This is a genomic window from Ruminococcus sp. Marseille-P6503 (assembly GCF_900604945.1).
In the GTDB taxonomy this organism is placed as follows: Bacteria; Bacillota; Clostridia; order Oscillospirales; family Ruminococcaceae; genus FB2012.
This window is the reverse complement of sequence record NZ_UWPB01000001.1, coordinates 400,963-417,503: the sequence shown is the minus strand read 5'-3', so window position 1 is coordinate 417,503 and position 16,541 is coordinate 400,963. Positions and strand designations below refer to the sequence as shown.

Below are 16,541 nucleotides of genomic sequence, written 5' to 3'. Positions count from 1 at the left end.
CTTAATATAAAGGTAAAACCATAAACTACGGAGGAGAGTTGATTATATGACAAATTACATGGGCAAGAACAGATTGAAAAAAATATTGATGAATTATCTCAAACTCACGGATGAAGACAAGCTGCACAAACTTCAGTATGAAATTAAGAATAGCAAAAAAGAGCATGGATTTGACTTTCTTTATTACAAACGCCATAAAGGTAGCGAATGGCTTGAAGTAACAATTTGCTTTAACGATACTACATATGAGTTCCAAATTTTTAGCGATGTGAATTTAAAACAGGGCAATCGTCGGGTTGAGCTGCAAGAAAAACGTGTCAGAGAAATTGATTTTGAAAAAGTTGAAAAGGTAATCTTCCGAGGCAGCGCTTTTTACTCTGAAAATTTTGAGCCTAATAAGCAAAGTGGCAGCTATGAACTGATGTGCGACGAAATAGGCTTTAAATCATCAACTGAGCTGAAGAATGCGTTGATTTGATAAAGCTTAAAGTTGAATATGAAATTTGAAATATCATGAACTGTGCCGGTGATCCTGATCGCCGGCATACTTGATGATATATTATCATCAGCATAGACAAGGTCGCTCCTTGAGCAGCAGGTTAAGTGTTCTTCCCTGCTGCTTTTTCTATGCAAAAACTGATGAAGAACACAAAGAATTTGAAAGGACTTGATCTTATGAAGAACACAAAAGTAATATCCGTCATCACAGAAAAAGGCGGCGTCGGAAAAACGACTACAAGTTATAACCTTGGCTGCGCTTTAGGAAATGCAGGCAGTAAAGTGCTGCTGATCGATTTGGATAAGCAAGGCAATCTCTCCTCCAGCTCCGGATATATTTTATCGGACGGAAAAAGAACAATAAGCGATGTTATTTATAATGCCGCAACCGGCTATCAAAATGATTATGAAAGCGTGATCCGTCATTCCGAAAATAATCCTAATGTCGATTATATCCCTGCTGGATATATGCTCAATGCAAGCAACAGTATTATTGCTTCTTCATCAAATTGTAATTTCGTCCTCAGAAGCATACTTGAGGACGAATTTTTTAATCGCTACGACTATATTATAATTGATAACAAAACCGACCTTGATCTGTTGGCACAGAACGCACTAAACGCTACACACTATGTTATAATACCGCTTGACGCCGGTATACACAGCTTTGACGCTGTTGACAACATGATGGCAAAGATCAAATCACTGGCAAACACTACAAACCCCAGACTTAAGATCCTTGGGATACTTGAGAACAAGGTCGATCTGACAAGCACAAGCAAAGAGATTGACTCGGCATGCAGAGAAATATATGGCAGTCTTGTTTTTGATACAAGGATACCGAGCCGACCAGAGCAGATAAATAGAACGGTTAAGTTCTGTACCGGCTGTGTAAATCTTAAAGGCAATACCCTTGCAGACACTTACAGAGCGTTAGCCGTTGAAGTGATAAAAAGAAGCGGAGTTTGATTATGCAAACGTATATATGCAAATGCGGAAAAACCTTTCAGAAATCAAGCAAAGCAGATAGCACCGGATATGTGCTTTCTGAATACTCTCCTGAACATGAATGTTTCGGATGTCCGTATATCGTTATAGAGCGTGACTGGCGGACAAAAGAAATTATAAAACGTGAATGCAGAGCCACACCTAAAATTACATATACTACACGCTGCCAAATAGGCACATCTGATAAAGACTATACCTCCTGCCATCTTTATACGCTTGATTTGGTTTTTGCAAAAAGAGTGCTTAATTTCATCAAATCTCTTGATGGATCTTTTACAGGCAGTCCTCAGTGGGAATTTTCTGTTGAACCAAATTCGCTGCCCAAGGAATGGAGAGCTGCTGATTTTGGAAAATGCTACTGTTTCAAAAATTGCTTCGGTCTTGCTATTATACCTCTCAGTTTTCAAAACAACAAGAAAGGTACGGAAGCTAGACGTGCAGTCATGAAAAGATTTTTTTGTCCTGACGGCACCAGAAAGAATGTTACTGAAGAAATTGAAAAGCAGATAGTTTTGCAGCGTATTGAAATTGCAAAAGAGAATGCAGAACTTACTGTTGAAACAAAAAAATCTGATAATAAAGAAGGTGGAAAAATGTCTAGTTTACTTGAACGAAGAACTGCAAGACAGGAAAGCATTCAGGCTGAAGAACAGAATACCAATCCTTTGATAACCAGCGAATATAACAGCTTATGGGCAAACTCAGGCAAAAGAATCGAACTGCTAGAGCCAAAAGAAATTGAATTGTTCCGAGATTCAAAAGGAAATGCTCAGCCCGATAGACTTCAGGAAAACAAAATACTCAAGATTATGGCATCAGCTGAAGACGTCGGAATACTGCAGCCGGCAGTTGTAAGAATAATGCCGGACGGAAAAAAACAGATGCTTGCCGGCAGACACAGACGTGAAGCCGCAATCCGCCTTAATGTTAAACTGCCTTGTGAGCTGTTATATAACATAGACGACATTACAGCGTATAAGATAATGGCGGAAACAAATACTCGCGGCGATGAACAGTTTCCATCCGAGCAAGGAATGATTTACAATGCCTATCTTGAAATGCGTACATCAGGCGGAGAAGAAAAAACTGTAAAAGAAATTGCAGCCAAATTCGGTGTTAGTGAAAAAACAATTTATCGGTATATTAGGATCCTAGAACTGCCTAAAAAGCTTCAGGAAGCGATAGATTATAAAATAATTCCGATCGGCAAGCTTGAAGAGCTATTTAAGTTTACCACCGCGCAGCAGGAGGCGATAGGCGATTATATTGATTATTATGAAATAAAACATATAAGAGCCAGTGAGCTGTGCAGGCTGCTTCTTGTTTCGGAAAGAGACGACTGGGACACAGACTTTGTGTGGAAAGTGCTGAACTTTCCTGATGAAGTTGCAATGAATCAGAAAAATGACTCAGGTGATGACAAGACACCGACACCACTGTCGGCAAGTCAGACAAAAATACAAAACAACAATGAGTCAGATAATACGTCAGAAGATATTCATGCAGCCGATACTGATAACGATCATACCGTAAGTTCACTTATTGAAAAGATCAGATCAGCATATCCAAAAGCAATGAAATTATCAGACTCAGAGATCTGCGAGCTTGTACTTAATGTACTTGCTGAAGTTTTTAATTAGAGTGTGTCACGCGTGACACACCTGTGGAGGTATATATGTTAAAAATAAATATTGATCATTCAGGAAATGCAGCGGTGGGTGAAATTGTCATGCAGGGCAACTGCGAACAATTAACCACAGAGCTTGCAGGAATAACAATCAGTATTCTTAAAAATCTGTATGCTCCTATGTCTTCGGCTCACAAGAAACAATTTGTTGAAGCTTTTATAACAGAAGTATACACAAACCTTTTGAAAGACAAATCCTAAAACAATTAATTTTTACTGCTTACAGGTAACAATGGAGGTAATATGATGAACGCTGTCTATAAATTTACCGAAAACGGAATAACCCAGTACGCTTATTCGCATTATGGAGCAAACCATGCAACAGGTATGATAAGATATATGGAAGCTTGCAGAATCGCAGAAAAAACTAATCTTCCCGTTACCGGAATTATTATGGATATAACCTATGATGGAAGTTTTCTTCCTACAGAAAACAACGGAAACAAGGTGTTTAATAAAATCGATAATTATGAACTGAACGATACAATTATCAGAAGCTTTGCAGAATGCGGATTAATTGAATCAAGGATCACAATTGATTTAGATAAGGATTTATACAAATATAAGACTTCCTCCAAGCACTCTTCGGAAGATATAATACTTCCTCTTTCCGAAGCGGCAAAGCTTGCACAAACAAAAGCTGAACAATGGAATCGTAATTATTCATCCTGGAACATGAACGATTTGTCTGATTCTCTGAAATCGGAATTCAAAGCATTGCAAAAGGAATTTAACTATGCCATGGATATTGTTGTTGTTCAGCCCGGACTTCCGGCTGAGCACATTGTTTTAGATGTTAGCCAAAACAAGCTTCGTGCTATGCAGAACATAGTCGATGGTCTGATCGAGCCGATTTATTCTTTATCCGAACCCGGTATTATAGTATACGGTAATGAAGAAGCAAGAATCATGGAAATGGAGCCTAACCGAAGAGTTCCGGGAGAGCAGCCTGTCTGCGGAACATTTTTTATCTGCGGCGATAAAAACGGCGACTGCTGCTCTCTTACTGAAGAGCAGATAAATAAATACCTGAAAAAATTCAGAATTCCGGACCGCTTCAGCGAAGCCGAAAGAACAGCTGCACATGAATGCAGTATTGTTTTTCAGCCTTCTTCAAATGACAAAGAGTTCTCAGGAATAATACTTCCGGCAAAGCGGGGAAGGAGCTGATACGAATGACTATACAATTTAAAGCGCAGAACGAATCCTATTACTCTCATCCTAATGGGATATACAAAGTATTAAAGAAAAAGGACGCTTATGCTATTCTTGAGGGTTATTCCTGCGGGATGAAGCAAATACTTCTTGCCGAAGGTATAAATCTTGAGAACACGCATATATCCTGGAACTATGCTGCACAATTCACTAGTTTAAGAGCGGCGGAAAAGGAATTGGAATCAAGGACAAAAAAGTCTTACCGCAGTATTTCAAAAGGCAGAAGCAGATAACAGTTAATCGAATAATTGGAGGTATTACTATGCCAGAGAATAATAAAATCACAGGAATAACAGAAGAATATGAAGCAGGAGCCGTTCCGGCTGATGTACAGTGTTTAAAAGCTGTTGACCGCATTTTCAAAACAATTGATAAATCCGGTATAAATCTGTCAAAAACGCTTATATATCTTTCCGGTGACCGTGTGGCTGTTTTCGGAACTCCTACGCCCGAGGAGGAAATTGATGACGAGGATCCGACCTTTTACAATGCTCTTGTGGATCTAATTATAGCCGGGGCTCCCGAGTCGGCACTAATCAGAGCTGCCGCACTGATAGAAAACGAATTGAAAAGCTATGATAATTAAAGTCTGCCGCGCGCGTCACAAAGTGTAAATTTTAGGTAAATAGATTAACAGCAGCTTTCAGTTTTTAGATAAAATATCATTTTATTGTCAGTTTATACAATTATCTCGCTTCTCTTTTATTTATTACCTACAAATTTATAATTCAATTTTAATAATTTGTTTCGGGTAAAACTTATCTTATTTTTGACAATTTAGCTCCCGTATTTTAAAATATTTATTGGACTTTAATTACGGAGGCTTTACATTGAACAGCAGCAAATACAAATCAAATATCAGATCCTTTAACGAATCCGATTCATGGAATACCAGCAGATACATAGTCTACTCCTGCAAACGGCGGAGCAGTTACCGCTGTAAATTTGATCCGGCTGCCGAAGCGGTACTCAGGACAGATAATCTTATGCAGGCTCTCGCGTACATAAAGAAAAATTCCGACCGGATAAATCACTACAAGCTGTACGACAGAAAGCTTGTGACCTTTGACCGCAAAAGAATCATGAGGGCGGCTATGCTGGAGGAAGAGGAGCGATAAGTCAGAATAAGCGCTTTGCATTACTGCAAGGTGCTTTTTGATTGTATATAATATAATGTATAATAAACCATAAAAAGGTTGATACATTAAGTCATAATATGATATAATACAATGGAGGAAAAAATTGAAATATATACCTATCATACTTTCAGAAGTATGCATAATTATTTACTATTTCTTTAGATTTGGAGAAAGTTTCATGTCAGATACTATAATAAGCATAATTCTTGCAGCTGCTGCCATCCTTGGTCCAATTGTGACTATAATTATATCAAAAATAAGTTTATCTCAAAAATTGGGTAGTTTTGATGATAAATCTTTAAAATCAGTTATAGACGATGACTTAATCAAAGGCGCTATCGGATTTTATGGAGGGGAAACAAGTAAATCTCTTTCAGAGCAACACGAAAAAATAATTGATGAGCTTACTAGACGAGAAAAAATGCTCAGCAAAAAGATAAAAACATTAAATGCTAATTCCAAAGAGATATATAAAACTGCTGAAGCTGTTAATTTCATTTTAGAAGATTGGGTAAATATAAATAGTGAACATACAATGCTCTTAAATAAAGTGAACAAATTAACCCAACGCTTAAATAATGAAAAAGAGAAAAATGCTGACCTGGTAAAATGTCTAGGAAATATTAAACAAGAAAACGCTTCTCTTTGTAAAGAAAATGAATTACTACGAGAAATGAATTCGGTTGCACATAGTCCCGATCCATATTTAAATTTTCTGGAAGAAATAGAAGGGGGCGATAGAGAAGAAACTGACGAAGATGAATTAGAGCTATAAAGCTACGGCACTTTGTAATTACTGCAAAGTGCTTTTTGATTGTATATAATATAATAAAGGAGAATTTTATGCAAGTACTTCAAGTTATATTATCAGCTTTAGCTGCATATATTGTATGTTGAGTTGGAGGAGATTTTACGATGGAAACAATTACAGCAGTCATTATTGCCGGAGCGGTAGCTATTGTGCTTAGCATTGTCATATGTTTTATCAGCACTGAGAAAAAGATAAACGAGCTTGCAGACGAAATACACAAGCTTTCACGTCAGCTGAGCGTTAAAGACGGAAAAACACTTCAGGGCAAAATACATAAGCTTTCTGAAGAAATAAATCTAGCAAATGAAAAAAATCAAGCTATTCCTAATCATTTAAAAGAACAAGAAGATATTATTCGGCAGTTGCTCAGCCCACAAACAGAAATGCTTATCAGAATGGATGAACGTCAAAAAAAGCTTATTGACCTTGTTTTATCTATGTCTAATATTTGGTAGATACTAATGAAAAGTGGCGATAGAGAAGAAGATGATGAAGATGAATTAGAGCTATAAACTACGGCGCTTTGTAATTACTGCAAAGTGACTTTTATATTTCGGATGCTGCTCTGTCACGCGTGACAGGCCTTGTTATTTAAAATAATTTGACAATATAAGTAACAATATGATAGAATAGAGGTGAATTTAATGAAATTTTTTGTTATACTAGGAGTTGTTGTATTTATGGGAACTTTACTTGATCTTTTCTTTCGCAATAAAAAATACAATCAAGAGATTGAATCGCTTGAGCATGAAGTAAAAAATTTAAAAAAACAAGTAAAAGATATTAGTGAAAAAGCCATTCAAGTTTGCAATCTATCAGAACGAAAGTTGAAAGAGGCTTCGGAAAACTACATAGACTTAACTCGTGCATCCAATTTTATTATAGAACAGGGAAAAGTTATTTTTGATACTTACGATTCTATAATAGCCAAAATAGAAATTCTTGCAGATCTTTCAAGCGACAAAAGTCTTACCGATAGTGAAAAGAATAAAAACATAGCAGAATATATTATGTATATGGCTAAAGATATAGATATTTGTAAAAAACAAAAACAGCTTCGTGAGCAGCTTAACGGAGGACTTGGATATGGGTTATAGAAAATCTGCCATAAAAACCTCTGTATTTATACAGATGCTCAAAGCTATCTTATGGATAGGGTTTATTGTGTACTTGCTTTTCACAATGCTAATATTTATAGAAAATCTGCCGCTTGAATTTCTGAAAACATTTCGCAATTGGCTCCTATTTTCCCATACTAAGACTACTTTAATTGTATTTTTGGTTACAACAATATGTATATTTATACCATTTGTAATTCTAATTACTACTCAGGCGAATGAAAAAATAAACAGGCTTCTCTCATGCCAATCTGATATAAAGATTACATCTGAAGAAAACAAAGAAACAGAAAGGCTTCTTGAAAAATATATAGACAAACTGGACTCTATAGATGTGTCATTAAAAAAGCAAAAAGAAAACTATGATAATGTAAAGAACGAATGCTGTAAACTGAAGAATCAAGCTGAGTTAAACCTATACTCCAGTATAGATATTAACGATAATCTAAACAAAATAGCTTCCAAAAACAAGCATCTTGCAAAAACTCTAGGTTTTAAAAAAGCTTGGCAGAAATATATAACATCATATAAAGAACTATATGATAAATAGCCTTTCCATCCGTCAAAACGTACTGATTCTGGAAAATTTATGTTGACAATCCTCGGAAACGATAGTATAATAAAATTGAAAAAGAAAACAAATTATAGGAGGAAAATACAATGAAAACAACATTGAAGCTTACAGCAGCGGTTCTATCGCTTGTAATGATTACTTCATCATTAACGTCTTGCGGTTCTGTAGACGATACAGCTGACGTTAAGATAACAACAACTGCGACAACGACCACAGCTGCCGCTTCCTCAAAAGACGCATGGCAGCCTGAATTAATCACTTCGGCTCAGACTACTACCGCTTCATCGGCGGCAACTACGACTACTACAAAGAAAGCCGAAACTACAAAAAAGAAAACCACGACCTCTAAGGATAAAGACAAATCGGAGAAAACCACTACAACGAAAAAAGCCGTTACCACGGCCCAGAATAATGGCGGAGGTAACAGCAATTTAGGTGGAGGTAATTCCGGCAATACTTACACTCAGGCGCCGGCTACAGTTCAAACTCAGCCGAACAGCGATAACGGCGGTAATGGAAATACCACGACAGCGCAGAAAACTACGACTGCAAAGAAAACTACGACTGCAAAGAAAACTACGACTGCAAAGAAAACTACAACAGCAAAACAGACTACGACTAAAAAGAAGACCACGACTACAGCTGCGGCGGCTAAGCTTACTCAGTCGGATATTGATAAGCTTGTGAAGGAAATGCAGGAGTACTCTAACGGTAAATGTGACTTTGACAATCTCTTTTACACAGAACAGGAAATGTGGGACAATATATCTAGAAGAACCCCTTCCAACAGCTCGTGGGATGTGCCTGAAAGATTTCACTCAGCGTACTTGGACTATAAAGAGGCTAAGGAATGGTTAAAAGACATTATAGACACTCAATATTCAGCGTATCCTAATACTCATATAGTAATTTATGCTGAGAAAGGAACAAACGAATTAGGCAATTATTGGACAATGTATATGTTAAGATAACACTTGACAAATCAAATTAAATATGATATATTTAAAGTAGAAAAAGGAACATACCGATAGACGGTTGCCCTGACTTTTACGATTGAATAACCGCTAAGTTTCTCAGGCTCTGGCGGTTATTTTTTTATCCTTTTTACTAGCTTTGCAAGTGCTTTTACAAGCTCTGTTAAAGCAGCTACTAAGGCAATAGTTAAAGTTATGTATATAACTTCCATACTATCAACCTCCCTTCACAGTCCATTTCACACTAAGTGATACTCCGGTTTCTGCTAATGAGAGGACAACCGCCTACCGTTTTTGGTATGCTCCGTAATTAATATATCATAAAAAGTGAATATTGTCAATATTAAGAACGTTTTGAAATTTTCAGACGTTCTTTTTTTATTTTAAATAATCTCCACTAGGAGTTGACATAGATAAAATCAAATATGAAAGGAAAAGTGAAAGAAAATGCAGAAATTAAAAAATGCAAAATCGACTTATTCGCCATTGGCGAATAAGTTATGGGTCATGCTTATGTCAATCGTTATGACCGTTTTCATGTTATCGGAGGGCATAACAGCGCTTGCGGCAACGACTACGGATAAAACCTACGCCTTATCCGGCTGGGGATACGATTTTCGTAATTCAGGTTTGCCTAACGCATACGACCCTCTCACACAGTCAAATACAAATAACCAGTTTCGTTATCAGTGGGCAAATGAGTTTTACTATTTCAAGAACGCCGAAGGTAAGTTTTGCTACTGCGTTCAGTTGGGTACTGTAAATGTCGATGGTACAACAATGGAGGAACTTGATTTAGAAAACAATGCCAAAGATTATTACCCAGATACAAATCAAGCAAGACTTTTACGCCACGCCACCATCTACTCATACAAAGGCACCTGCAAATACGGCTACAACTGGGAAGTCGAGCTTACCGCTTCACAGGCTCTAGTGTGGTCAATCAGCGGAAAGTATTTTGGCAGCTCAACAACAACTCTTTCAACTAATGAAAATACGCTGCTTAAGTGCATTAAAGCTCCAAGCACCGCGCTTTGGAATGATATGAAAGAGTGTTATAAGAAAATGAAAGCCGACGTATTGGATCATGGCAGCATTCCGTCTGGTATGTCAACAGTAGATTACGGCAAGCCATTAGATAACGCAACGTATCAGCTCAAATATAACAAATCAACCTGCCGCTGGGAAACTACGATCAGCATGGACAGCGCTCTTTCACAATTCAAGCTGCCGTCTGTCAGCGGAGTGACCTTTACAAGAAGCGGTTCAAAGCTGAAGATCTCCGCAACTGAAGCCGGAAGAAAGAACGTTGAAAATCAGATCCTTTCTCTGACTAAGACAAAAGCAAAATACGCAAATAAGATTGAGGAATGCACGTCTGTTTTCCTTGCGGTCAAGAATCCCAATAGTTCATCTCAGGCAAAAATTTCATATACGCAGGGTGAAGACCCTGTTCAGGCATATTTCAAGCTTACTTCCGCAACGGGAAATCTGAAGATAAACAAACAGCTTCTTACTTCAAGCGGTCAGAAGGTAAACGGAACTGCTGAACAGTATAACAGTATCCTATTCCAGTTATCTTTCCTGGATTCTGATAACGTCCGTCATTACCTGATTTCAACAAAAGATTCAGACGGAGTATATACATACGCTAACACTACAACAGACAGCAGCAGCTCGGCAAGTCTGTACCGTGTAGGAGCAGACGGAACGCTTCAGATAAAAGGACTTCCTGCCGGAACCTTCAATCTTTCCGAGTACAAAACAGCAGACGGCTTTAAGCTTGCCGGAGACGTTCATGTTACAGTCAATGCGGATAAAACAACAAGCCTAACCGTTAAAAACAGCGGAACAGGCTCGCATATAGACGTATATAAATCAGCTCAGGACTGGAACGGCTCGGAGATTGAAGACACCGCGCTGCTTGAAAAGATCTATTCAGCAACGAAGTTCAGAGCGTATGTAATAGACAACGGAGTAAAGAAGTACATTACCGCCGAACCAGACACACAGACAGGAACAGAACATTCAAGTGAGAGATATTTTATCGCAAATTACACAGGTCTTACCGATAATGTGGACAATGCTGCCGTTCTTAGCCTGTATTCCGATTATGACGGCTATTACAATACAAACAACTACAGCTTTTTCGGAACGGCAAGGCTTAGAAATGTACCTGAGGAATTATCAAGAATATATTTTGAGGAAATACAAAGCTATGACAGCTTTGGCTTCTACAACGGAAATATAAAGTTATCGCAGAATAAAAATGACGTAAACTTTGTTAATCAGGCGTATCACTTCCGTGCCGGATTCAATAAATATATTTCAGGTACAGAAACTTTTCTTTCTGACGGAGTGTTCGGACTTTACGCTTCCGAGAATGTGTACTTTAACGACACACTGATATATGCGGCAGGACAGGAAATTGAACGTGTTGATTCAAACGGTTCTACAACATATTTTAATACATATCTTCCCGCATGGGGCAGCTATTACATTCAGGAGATAGAAGCTCCTGCAGGTTATATTAAAGACGATACCATGTATGAGGTAAAGGCAAATATGCCTGTACAGCTTACAAGCTCAAGACTTTCAGACGTTGTGTTGAATATTGAAAACGAGGAAATAAGGTTTGCGGTTTCAAAGCAGGACGCATACGGAGCAGAAATTTCAGGCGCTCAAATGCAGCTTATTGACGAAACAGGCGTTGTTGTTGAAGAATGGACGTCTGCCGAAACAGAGCATATCGTTTCAGGACTTGCCGCCGGAAGCTATACTTTGCATGAATACTATGCTCCTGACGGCTACTGCATAGCTACCGATATTTCCGTTACTATCGACGAATACGGTAAAATATTCGCCGATAACACCGAAGTAACGGCGGTATCAAACGACGGTCTGCCGCTTGTCGTTATGATCGATGAAGCAACAAAGGTTGAGATTTCAAAGAAAGACATTACAGGCGATGATGAGCTGCCAGGAGCAACACTTCAGGTAATTGATAAAGACGGCAATGTAATAGAAGAATGGGTATCTACCGAGGAAGCGCACTATATCGAGGGCGTTCTGATTGCCGGAGAAACTTATACGCTCAAGGAAACTATCGCGCCTAACGGCTATGCGCTGACAAGCGACATAGAGTTTACTGTAAATGCAGACGGCAGCGTTACTTATGTTGTCATGTACAATTCAGACGCAGTGGGAACAGTGCAGATTCAGAAGCGCACCGAAGGCATGATGAATGTGGAGGGTATCACATTGGTTCTTTCCGGCGCTTCTGATTCGGGACATGAGGTAAAGCTTACCGCTGTTACCGACAAAGACGGATTTGCTGCTTTTACAGCTGTTCCGGTAGGAACATACACTGTAACTGAAGACGCTGATACTGTTCCGATCGCATACATGGTTGCCGATCAGCTGGAGATTACGGTTTATGAAGCTGAAACTGTAAACGCTGAGATCTACAACGTTGAGAAAAGCGGAACGATTGAGATCAACAAGACAACCGAGGGTATGACGAATCTTCAAGGCATAGAGTTTATTCTTTCCGGCACATCTGATTCCGGTAGAGATATTAAAATAACGGCTGTGACAGATAAGAACGGAATAGCCACATTTACAAGCGTTCCAATCGGAACTTACTCAATTACCGAAAATGAAAAAACTGTACCGTATGCTTACTTAACTGCCGAGCCGCAGGAGGTAAGCGTTTTTTATGCGGAAACCACGACGGTTGAGATAAACAACGAGGAAAAGACAGGTTCGATCCAGATTCAGAAGACTACTGAGGGTATGACCGATCTTGAGGGTATAGAGTTTATTCTTTCCGGCACATCTGATTCTGGCAGAGAGATCATGCTCACAGCTGTGACCGACAAGGACGGAAAAGCCACATTTACAAGTATTCCAATCGGAACCTACACTATCACCGAAAACGGCGATACTGTTCCGGTCGGCTATATGGTTGCAGACGATCAGACTGTTCAGGTGTTCTATGCTGAAACTACAAATGTTGTAGTAAATAATGAGAAGATTCCTGAGACGCCTTCTGTTCCTGACACACCTCCGGCAACCGGATCCGCGGCTGTAGGTATTCCGGCAATACTGCTTCTCGGTGGATTTATTCTTTCGCTCAAAAGAAAAAATGAAAAGTAAATATTAAGATAAAATTCGGAGCCTGGCACGTTTGTGACAGGCTCTGAGTTTTGAAATAGTAATTCGTTTATCAAGATTAAAACTGACATCTCCAACTATAAGGAGGAAAAGAATAAAAATGAAAAAAATAATTACTTTAATTATAGTAATAATACTTCTGATTTTCATATGTAGTATTATCTTGTCAACTTTTCATATAAAAGATTTTACTCTTATGGGTTATGAAAATAATTCTATTGTAACATCAATTGCAAAATATTTAGTAGAATTTATTATGATTTTTGCAATAGTGATATACGCCATATACACACTTTTATGGTGCATTAGGATGTATGTAATAATCAACAGTAAGAATAAACATAAGCTAAAAAAATACTTAATTTATGCTTTATGCCAAGTAGGTATCTTTATTATTGCTGTTTACCATCTTGGACTTTATTATGGGTTAATAGTTTCACATATTATTACATTCAATATCACAACACTAATCTCGTTATACTCACCGTCATTAAAGTTACCAAACATGATTTGCGAATTACGAGATTGGGCGGATGGGGATAATGATAATAATCAATAAATTTGACATTATTATTGCAGCAACAGAAGCCAAAAACAATAGAGCTTTCTTATTTTTGGACTTTGTGATAGAATAATTATATATGGCGTTAGGTAATTTGGTTGTCATTTTACAAGCAACATCTATTAACAGCATTAGCATCCACAAAATAGAAGAAATGCATTGCATTACTGCATATACAGTATATTTTAAATTGCTAATATCAAGAATATTAGCGTTATCTAGAAATTCAATGTATTTGCTCGTTGTGCCAAACGGAAAAACAAAAAATATAATAGAAACAATAAAAGTCATAACAAACCAGATATCAGATTTGCTTTTTAATATTATTTTATATCTATCTTTGGGGAATCCGATGTACAATGAGAATAAAATCATCATAATCAATAAAATCATAGAATGATATTTTACAAATACATATCCTAGTATACCGATCAAAATTAGCATATACACAATCGATACATCCGTATCTGCATTGCTTTTAGTCTTTTCATTATTTGATATAATCACGGTAGTATTATTACTATTATGTTGAATGTTACTGCCAATTTGATAATTACTATTATTTTGATAATTACTATTATTTTGATAGTTACTATTTTCTTGTGATATATAAGTATTGTAACTTTGTACCTTTTGTATTTTGTGTTTGTTCACTTCCCTTTTATGAGAAGCTTCTCTCTTATTGGGGAGATAATGCAACACTACTGGAACAACCATACCGCTTAACAAAGAAATAACTAAATTTAAAATGCTTATTGTCATAAAGCAACCATCCTTTCACTATTTTTAGCAATTATAGCATATAGAAAAGATACTGTCAAGCTATACAATTTAATGTAGAAACTTGTATTTATAAATCATATTATTTTATATTGTGATTTTTATTCGGAAAGAAACAAAGGAGTGATAACATGAATCAAAACTATAGTATAACTGTCTACTCAGAGATAAACGGTATAGCAGCTGATATTGAAACAAACGAACCTTGCTTATGCGGAAGCAAGCTGACGGTAGACTTTTCATCACAGGAAGCTGCTGATAAGTTTCAAGCTAACAGTTGCAGTCCTAGCGTTTCAGCTGTTATAAAAGAGTTTTTTTCTTCAATGTTTAAAAACATCAGCGAAGAAGATGTGAGGTTCATTTCTTCGGAGGAATATGATGAGAAGTATTATTAAAGGAGAATTTCAGGTAAAAGAGTATAGATATTTCATAACCGATGATAGTTGCATCGGAGCACTGATAAAGAGTAACAAAATAAACGGTTAGGAGATGTTACTGCTTGTAGGTTATATCCTTATGACACGATTAGCGGTTACAGTAGAAACGGTTACCGCTGTTCTTGTAGAAAAATACGGGTTTGAGGTAATGAAAGAAAAAATAGATAAAGTTACGCTGAATACCGATGATGAAACTCCCTATACATATTACGATTTACTTGACGAGGGCGGTTATTGTGAACCTGACGGATATATGTATACAGATATAGATGAAATATCAAAATATTTTTCAAGCTCAAAAGCTGTTGAAATGTTAAGGTCAATTAGGTATTTTGATAAAAATCATCTTTCTTGAATACAATCATCATCATGTTCTTCTCCAATGTGTGTTGCAAAATAATTAGCTCTGTCAGCACAAAGCTTATGAGTCAAATGAGGTCTTTCACATTCTGGACAGTGCAAATGATCCTTGATTTCAGCATATTTTTGCAAATTGTTCTTTCTTAAATACGTTACTTCTTCAACAGAGATTTTTACCGTGATAGAATCTTTTTTCAGTAATGCTTCTTCAAAAAACATATTTCAAACTCCTTAATACAGAATTGAGGTGAATGATTTGCTGTTTCAATTAAAACTTTTTTCTATTAAGTCTGATGTTATCAGAACCACATACGATAAATCAACTTTACCATATTTGCTTATGTATATAATGGGAAAATACGATGAAAAATTTGAGGATCAGGCATTAGAACCATCACAGCTTGTATCTATACTGTTAGAAAAATATCCCGCAGATTTTTTTCGAAGTTCATCAAAAAGCTCTATCGTATTTGACTGTTATGACATTTGGGAAAAATATTGCGGAATATGGAATATTATTAAAACAGTCAAAATGTTTGATATTTTATAATTATTATACCTTCTGTGTTAAATTGTTTCAATTATGAGGAAATGTACGAACGGATGATAAATTATGAACAAATTAAAGAAAGAAGATGTATCTGCAGACTACATCAGAAAGCTTATAAGTTATGAAAGTGATTAGATTAAAATGAATACTCTTAGCAAAAGCGAAAAAAACGAATTTTTTCAGCTATATAAAAAAGATAAAAGAGCGGTAGACATTTTTCTGAAAGTAGCTATTGCTTTGGTGTGCATATACTTTACAATATGCACAGTACAAAGTCTTTTAAACAAGGACTTTTTAAACGCAGCCATGATTGTCCTTTTCGGCGTGATAATTGTATTTGCAATTAACGCTTTCCGCACAAAGTCGTTGTTCAGACAGCTGAGAGAAATCAACAAAAACCAATACTGCGTTTACCTGGAGTGCGTTATAGATAAAAAGATAAGCGAAGTCGCAACACATTCAAATTACGAATCACGGTTTAAAATCTGCGGAAACAAGATAACGTATTACTACGTTTCATCAGTATCACACAGAAACGCAGAAGCAATAAGCGCTGAAAACTGGAACAGCATTCAGATCGGCGATACTGTATGTTTCGTAGAGATCCGGCAAGATCATATACGCTTTTAAGCCGTCCGAAAGCTGATGACGA

At 37.0% G+C, this 16,541-nt stretch carries 19 protein-coding genes; 17 read left to right on the top strand and 2 right to left on the bottom strand.

All coding sequences use genetic code 11. The features are described from left to right. The first annotated feature begins 46 nt into the window (after nucleotides 1–46). From EIH25_RS01900 to EIH25_RS01835, 14 genes are all read left to right on the top strand, one after another. Nucleotides 47–478: a hypothetical protein gene (locus EIH25_RS01900; protein ID WP_124098233.1), complete on the top strand. Its 432-nt coding sequence runs from the start codon at nucleotides 47–49 to the stop codon at nucleotides 476–478. 197 nt (nucleotides 479–675) lie between these two features. After that, nucleotides 676–1,467 (top strand): AAA family ATPase, encoded by a 792-nt coding sequence (locus EIH25_RS01895; protein ID WP_164489130.1) that lies wholly within the window; start codon nucleotides 676–678, stop codon nucleotides 1,465–1,467. 2 nt (nucleotides 1,468–1,469) lie between these two features. Then, complete coding sequence (locus EIH25_RS01890) at nucleotides 1,470–3,146, top strand: ParB N-terminal domain-containing protein (protein ID WP_124098231.1); 1,677 nt, start codon at nucleotides 1,470–1,472, stop codon at nucleotides 3,144–3,146. A gap of 35 nt (nucleotides 3,147–3,181) precedes the next feature. Next, a complete protein-coding gene (locus EIH25_RS01885; protein ID WP_124098230.1) occupies nucleotides 3,182–3,394 on the top strand; it encodes a hypothetical protein in 213 nt (70 codons plus the stop codon). 42 nt (nucleotides 3,395–3,436) lie between these two features. After that, nucleotides 3,437–4,363 (top strand): DUF3846 domain-containing protein, encoded by a 927-nt coding sequence (locus tag EIH25_RS01880; protein ID WP_124098229.1) that lies wholly within the window; start codon nucleotides 3,437–3,439, stop codon nucleotides 4,361–4,363. 5 nt (nucleotides 4,364–4,368) lie between these two features. Then, the gene (locus tag EIH25_RS01875) at nucleotides 4,369–4,641 is read left to right on the top strand and encodes a hypothetical protein (protein WP_124098228.1); all 273 of its coding nucleotides are present in this window, start codon (nucleotides 4,369–4,371) and stop codon (nucleotides 4,639–4,641) included. Nucleotides 4,642–4,670: 29 nt separating this feature from the next. Next, on the top strand, nucleotides 4,671–4,994 hold the full coding sequence (locus EIH25_RS01870; RefSeq protein ID WP_124098227.1) for a hypothetical protein: 324 nt from the start codon (nucleotides 4,671–4,673) through the stop codon (nucleotides 4,992–4,994). A gap of 244 nt (nucleotides 4,995–5,238) precedes the next feature. Beyond that, a complete protein-coding gene (locus EIH25_RS01865; protein WP_124098226.1) occupies nucleotides 5,239–5,526 on the top strand; it encodes a hypothetical protein in 288 nt (95 codons plus the stop codon). A gap of 199 nt (nucleotides 5,527–5,725) precedes the next feature. Next, nucleotides 5,726–6,322 (top strand): hypothetical protein, encoded by a 597-nt coding sequence (locus EIH25_RS01860; RefSeq protein ID WP_124098225.1) that lies wholly within the window; start codon nucleotides 5,726–5,728, stop codon nucleotides 6,320–6,322. 140 nt (nucleotides 6,323–6,462) lie between these two features. Continuing rightward, entirely contained in the window at nucleotides 6,463–6,813 is a 351-nt protein-coding gene (locus tag EIH25_RS01855) for a hypothetical protein (RefSeq protein WP_124098224.1), read from the top strand. Nucleotides 6,814–7,038: 225 nt separating this feature from the next. Then, nucleotides 7,039–7,455 carry a hypothetical protein gene (locus EIH25_RS01850; RefSeq protein ID WP_124098223.1) on the top strand — a complete coding sequence of 139 codons (417 nt, stop codon included), beginning with the start codon at nucleotides 7,039–7,041 and terminating at the stop codon, nucleotides 7,453–7,455. Continuing rightward, complete coding sequence (locus EIH25_RS01845) at nucleotides 7,445–8,026, top strand: hypothetical protein (protein ID WP_124098222.1); 582 nt, start codon at nucleotides 7,445–7,447, stop codon at nucleotides 8,024–8,026. Before EIH25_RS01850 ends, EIH25_RS01845 begins: the two co-directional genes overlap by 11 nt. 110 nt (nucleotides 8,027–8,136) lie before the next feature. Continuing rightward, on the top strand, nucleotides 8,137–9,021 hold the full coding sequence (locus EIH25_RS01840; RefSeq protein ID WP_124098221.1) for a hypothetical protein: 885 nt from the start codon (nucleotides 8,137–8,139) through the stop codon (nucleotides 9,019–9,021). 450 nt (nucleotides 9,022–9,471) lie between these two features. After that, nucleotides 9,472–13,182, top strand: a complete 3,711-nt coding sequence (locus EIH25_RS01835; protein WP_124098220.1) for a SpaA isopeptide-forming pilin-related protein — start codon at nucleotides 9,472–9,474, stop codon at nucleotides 13,180–13,182. Between the two features lie 535 nt (nucleotides 13,183–13,717). On the opposite strand, the gene EIH25_RS01830 is transcribed toward EIH25_RS01835, so the two are convergent. Then, the gene (locus tag EIH25_RS01830) at nucleotides 13,718–14,524 is read right to left on the bottom strand and encodes a hypothetical protein (protein WP_124098219.1); all 807 of its coding nucleotides are present in this window, start codon (nucleotides 14,522–14,524) and stop codon (nucleotides 13,718–13,720) included. Between the two features lie 149 nt (nucleotides 14,525–14,673). Between EIH25_RS01830 and EIH25_RS01825 the strand changes: the two genes are divergently transcribed. Both EIH25_RS01825 and EIH25_RS01820 read left to right on the top strand, forming a co-directional pair. Further along, entirely contained in the window at nucleotides 14,674–14,937 is a 264-nt protein-coding gene (locus EIH25_RS01825) for a hypothetical protein (protein ID WP_124098218.1), read from the top strand. 121 nt (nucleotides 14,938–15,058) lie between these two features. After that, nucleotides 15,059–15,334, top strand: a complete 276-nt coding sequence (locus EIH25_RS01820; protein ID WP_124098217.1) for a hypothetical protein — start codon at nucleotides 15,059–15,061, stop codon at nucleotides 15,332–15,334. Here the strand turns inward: EIH25_RS01820 and EIH25_RS01815 are convergent. Then, nucleotides 15,322–15,558, bottom strand: a complete 237-nt coding sequence (locus EIH25_RS01815) for a hypothetical protein (RefSeq protein ID WP_124098216.1) — start codon at nucleotides 15,556–15,558, stop codon at nucleotides 15,322–15,324. The genes EIH25_RS01820 and EIH25_RS01815 overlap by 13 nt on opposite strands. 472 nt (nucleotides 15,559–16,030) lie before the next feature. Between EIH25_RS01815 and EIH25_RS01810 the strand changes: the two genes are divergently transcribed. Then, entirely contained in the window at nucleotides 16,031–16,519 is a 489-nt protein-coding gene (locus EIH25_RS01810) for a hypothetical protein (protein WP_124098215.1), read from the top strand. Nucleotides 16,520–16,541 lie beyond the last annotated feature (22 nt).

Coding starts and splice junctions, on each gene's coding strand:
- EIH25_RS01900 (WP_124098233.1), top strand. CDS start 47: ATGACAAATTACATGGGCAAGAACAGATTGAAAAAAATATTGATGAAT.
- EIH25_RS01895 (WP_164489130.1), top strand. CDS start 676: ATGAAGAACACAAAAGTAATATCCGTCATCACAGAAAAAGGCGGCGTC.
- EIH25_RS01890 (WP_124098231.1), top strand. CDS start 1,470: ATGCAAACGTATATATGCAAATGCGGAAAAACCTTTCAGAAATCAAGC.
- EIH25_RS01885 (WP_124098230.1), top strand. CDS start 3,182: ATGTTAAAAATAAATATTGATCATTCAGGAAATGCAGCGGTGGGTGAA.
- EIH25_RS01880 (WP_124098229.1), top strand. CDS start 3,437: ATGATGAACGCTGTCTATAAATTTACCGAAAACGGAATAACCCAGTAC.
- EIH25_RS01875 (WP_124098228.1), top strand. CDS start 4,369: ATGACTATACAATTTAAAGCGCAGAACGAATCCTATTACTCTCATCCT.
- EIH25_RS01870 (WP_124098227.1), top strand. CDS start 4,671: ATGCCAGAGAATAATAAAATCACAGGAATAACAGAAGAATATGAAGCA.
- EIH25_RS01860 (WP_124098225.1), top strand. CDS start 5,726: ATGTCAGATACTATAATAAGCATAATTCTTGCAGCTGCTGCCATCCTT.
- EIH25_RS01855 (WP_124098224.1), top strand. CDS start 6,463: ATGGAAACAATTACAGCAGTCATTATTGCCGGAGCGGTAGCTATTGTG.
- EIH25_RS01850 (WP_124098223.1), top strand. CDS start 7,039: ATGGGAACTTTACTTGATCTTTTCTTTCGCAATAAAAAATACAATCAA.
- EIH25_RS01845 (WP_124098222.1), top strand. CDS start 7,445: ATGGGTTATAGAAAATCTGCCATAAAAACCTCTGTATTTATACAGATG.
- EIH25_RS01840 (WP_124098221.1), top strand. CDS start 8,137: ATGAAAACAACATTGAAGCTTACAGCAGCGGTTCTATCGCTTGTAATG.
- EIH25_RS01835 (WP_124098220.1), top strand. CDS start 9,472: ATGCAGAAATTAAAAAATGCAAAATCGACTTATTCGCCATTGGCGAAT.
- EIH25_RS01830 (WP_124098219.1), bottom strand. CDS start 14,524: ATGACAATAAGCATTTTAAATTTAGTTATTTCTTTGTTAAGCGGTATG.
- EIH25_RS01825 (WP_124098218.1), top strand. CDS start 14,674: ATGAATCAAAACTATAGTATAACTGTCTACTCAGAGATAAACGGTATA.
- EIH25_RS01820 (WP_124098217.1), top strand. CDS start 15,059: ATGACACGATTAGCGGTTACAGTAGAAACGGTTACCGCTGTTCTTGTA.
- EIH25_RS01815 (WP_124098216.1), bottom strand. CDS start 15,558: ATGTTTTTTGAAGAAGCATTACTGAAAAAAGATTCTATCACGGTAAAA.
- EIH25_RS01810 (WP_124098215.1), top strand. CDS start 16,031: ATGAATACTCTTAGCAAAAGCGAAAAAAACGAATTTTTTCAGCTATAT.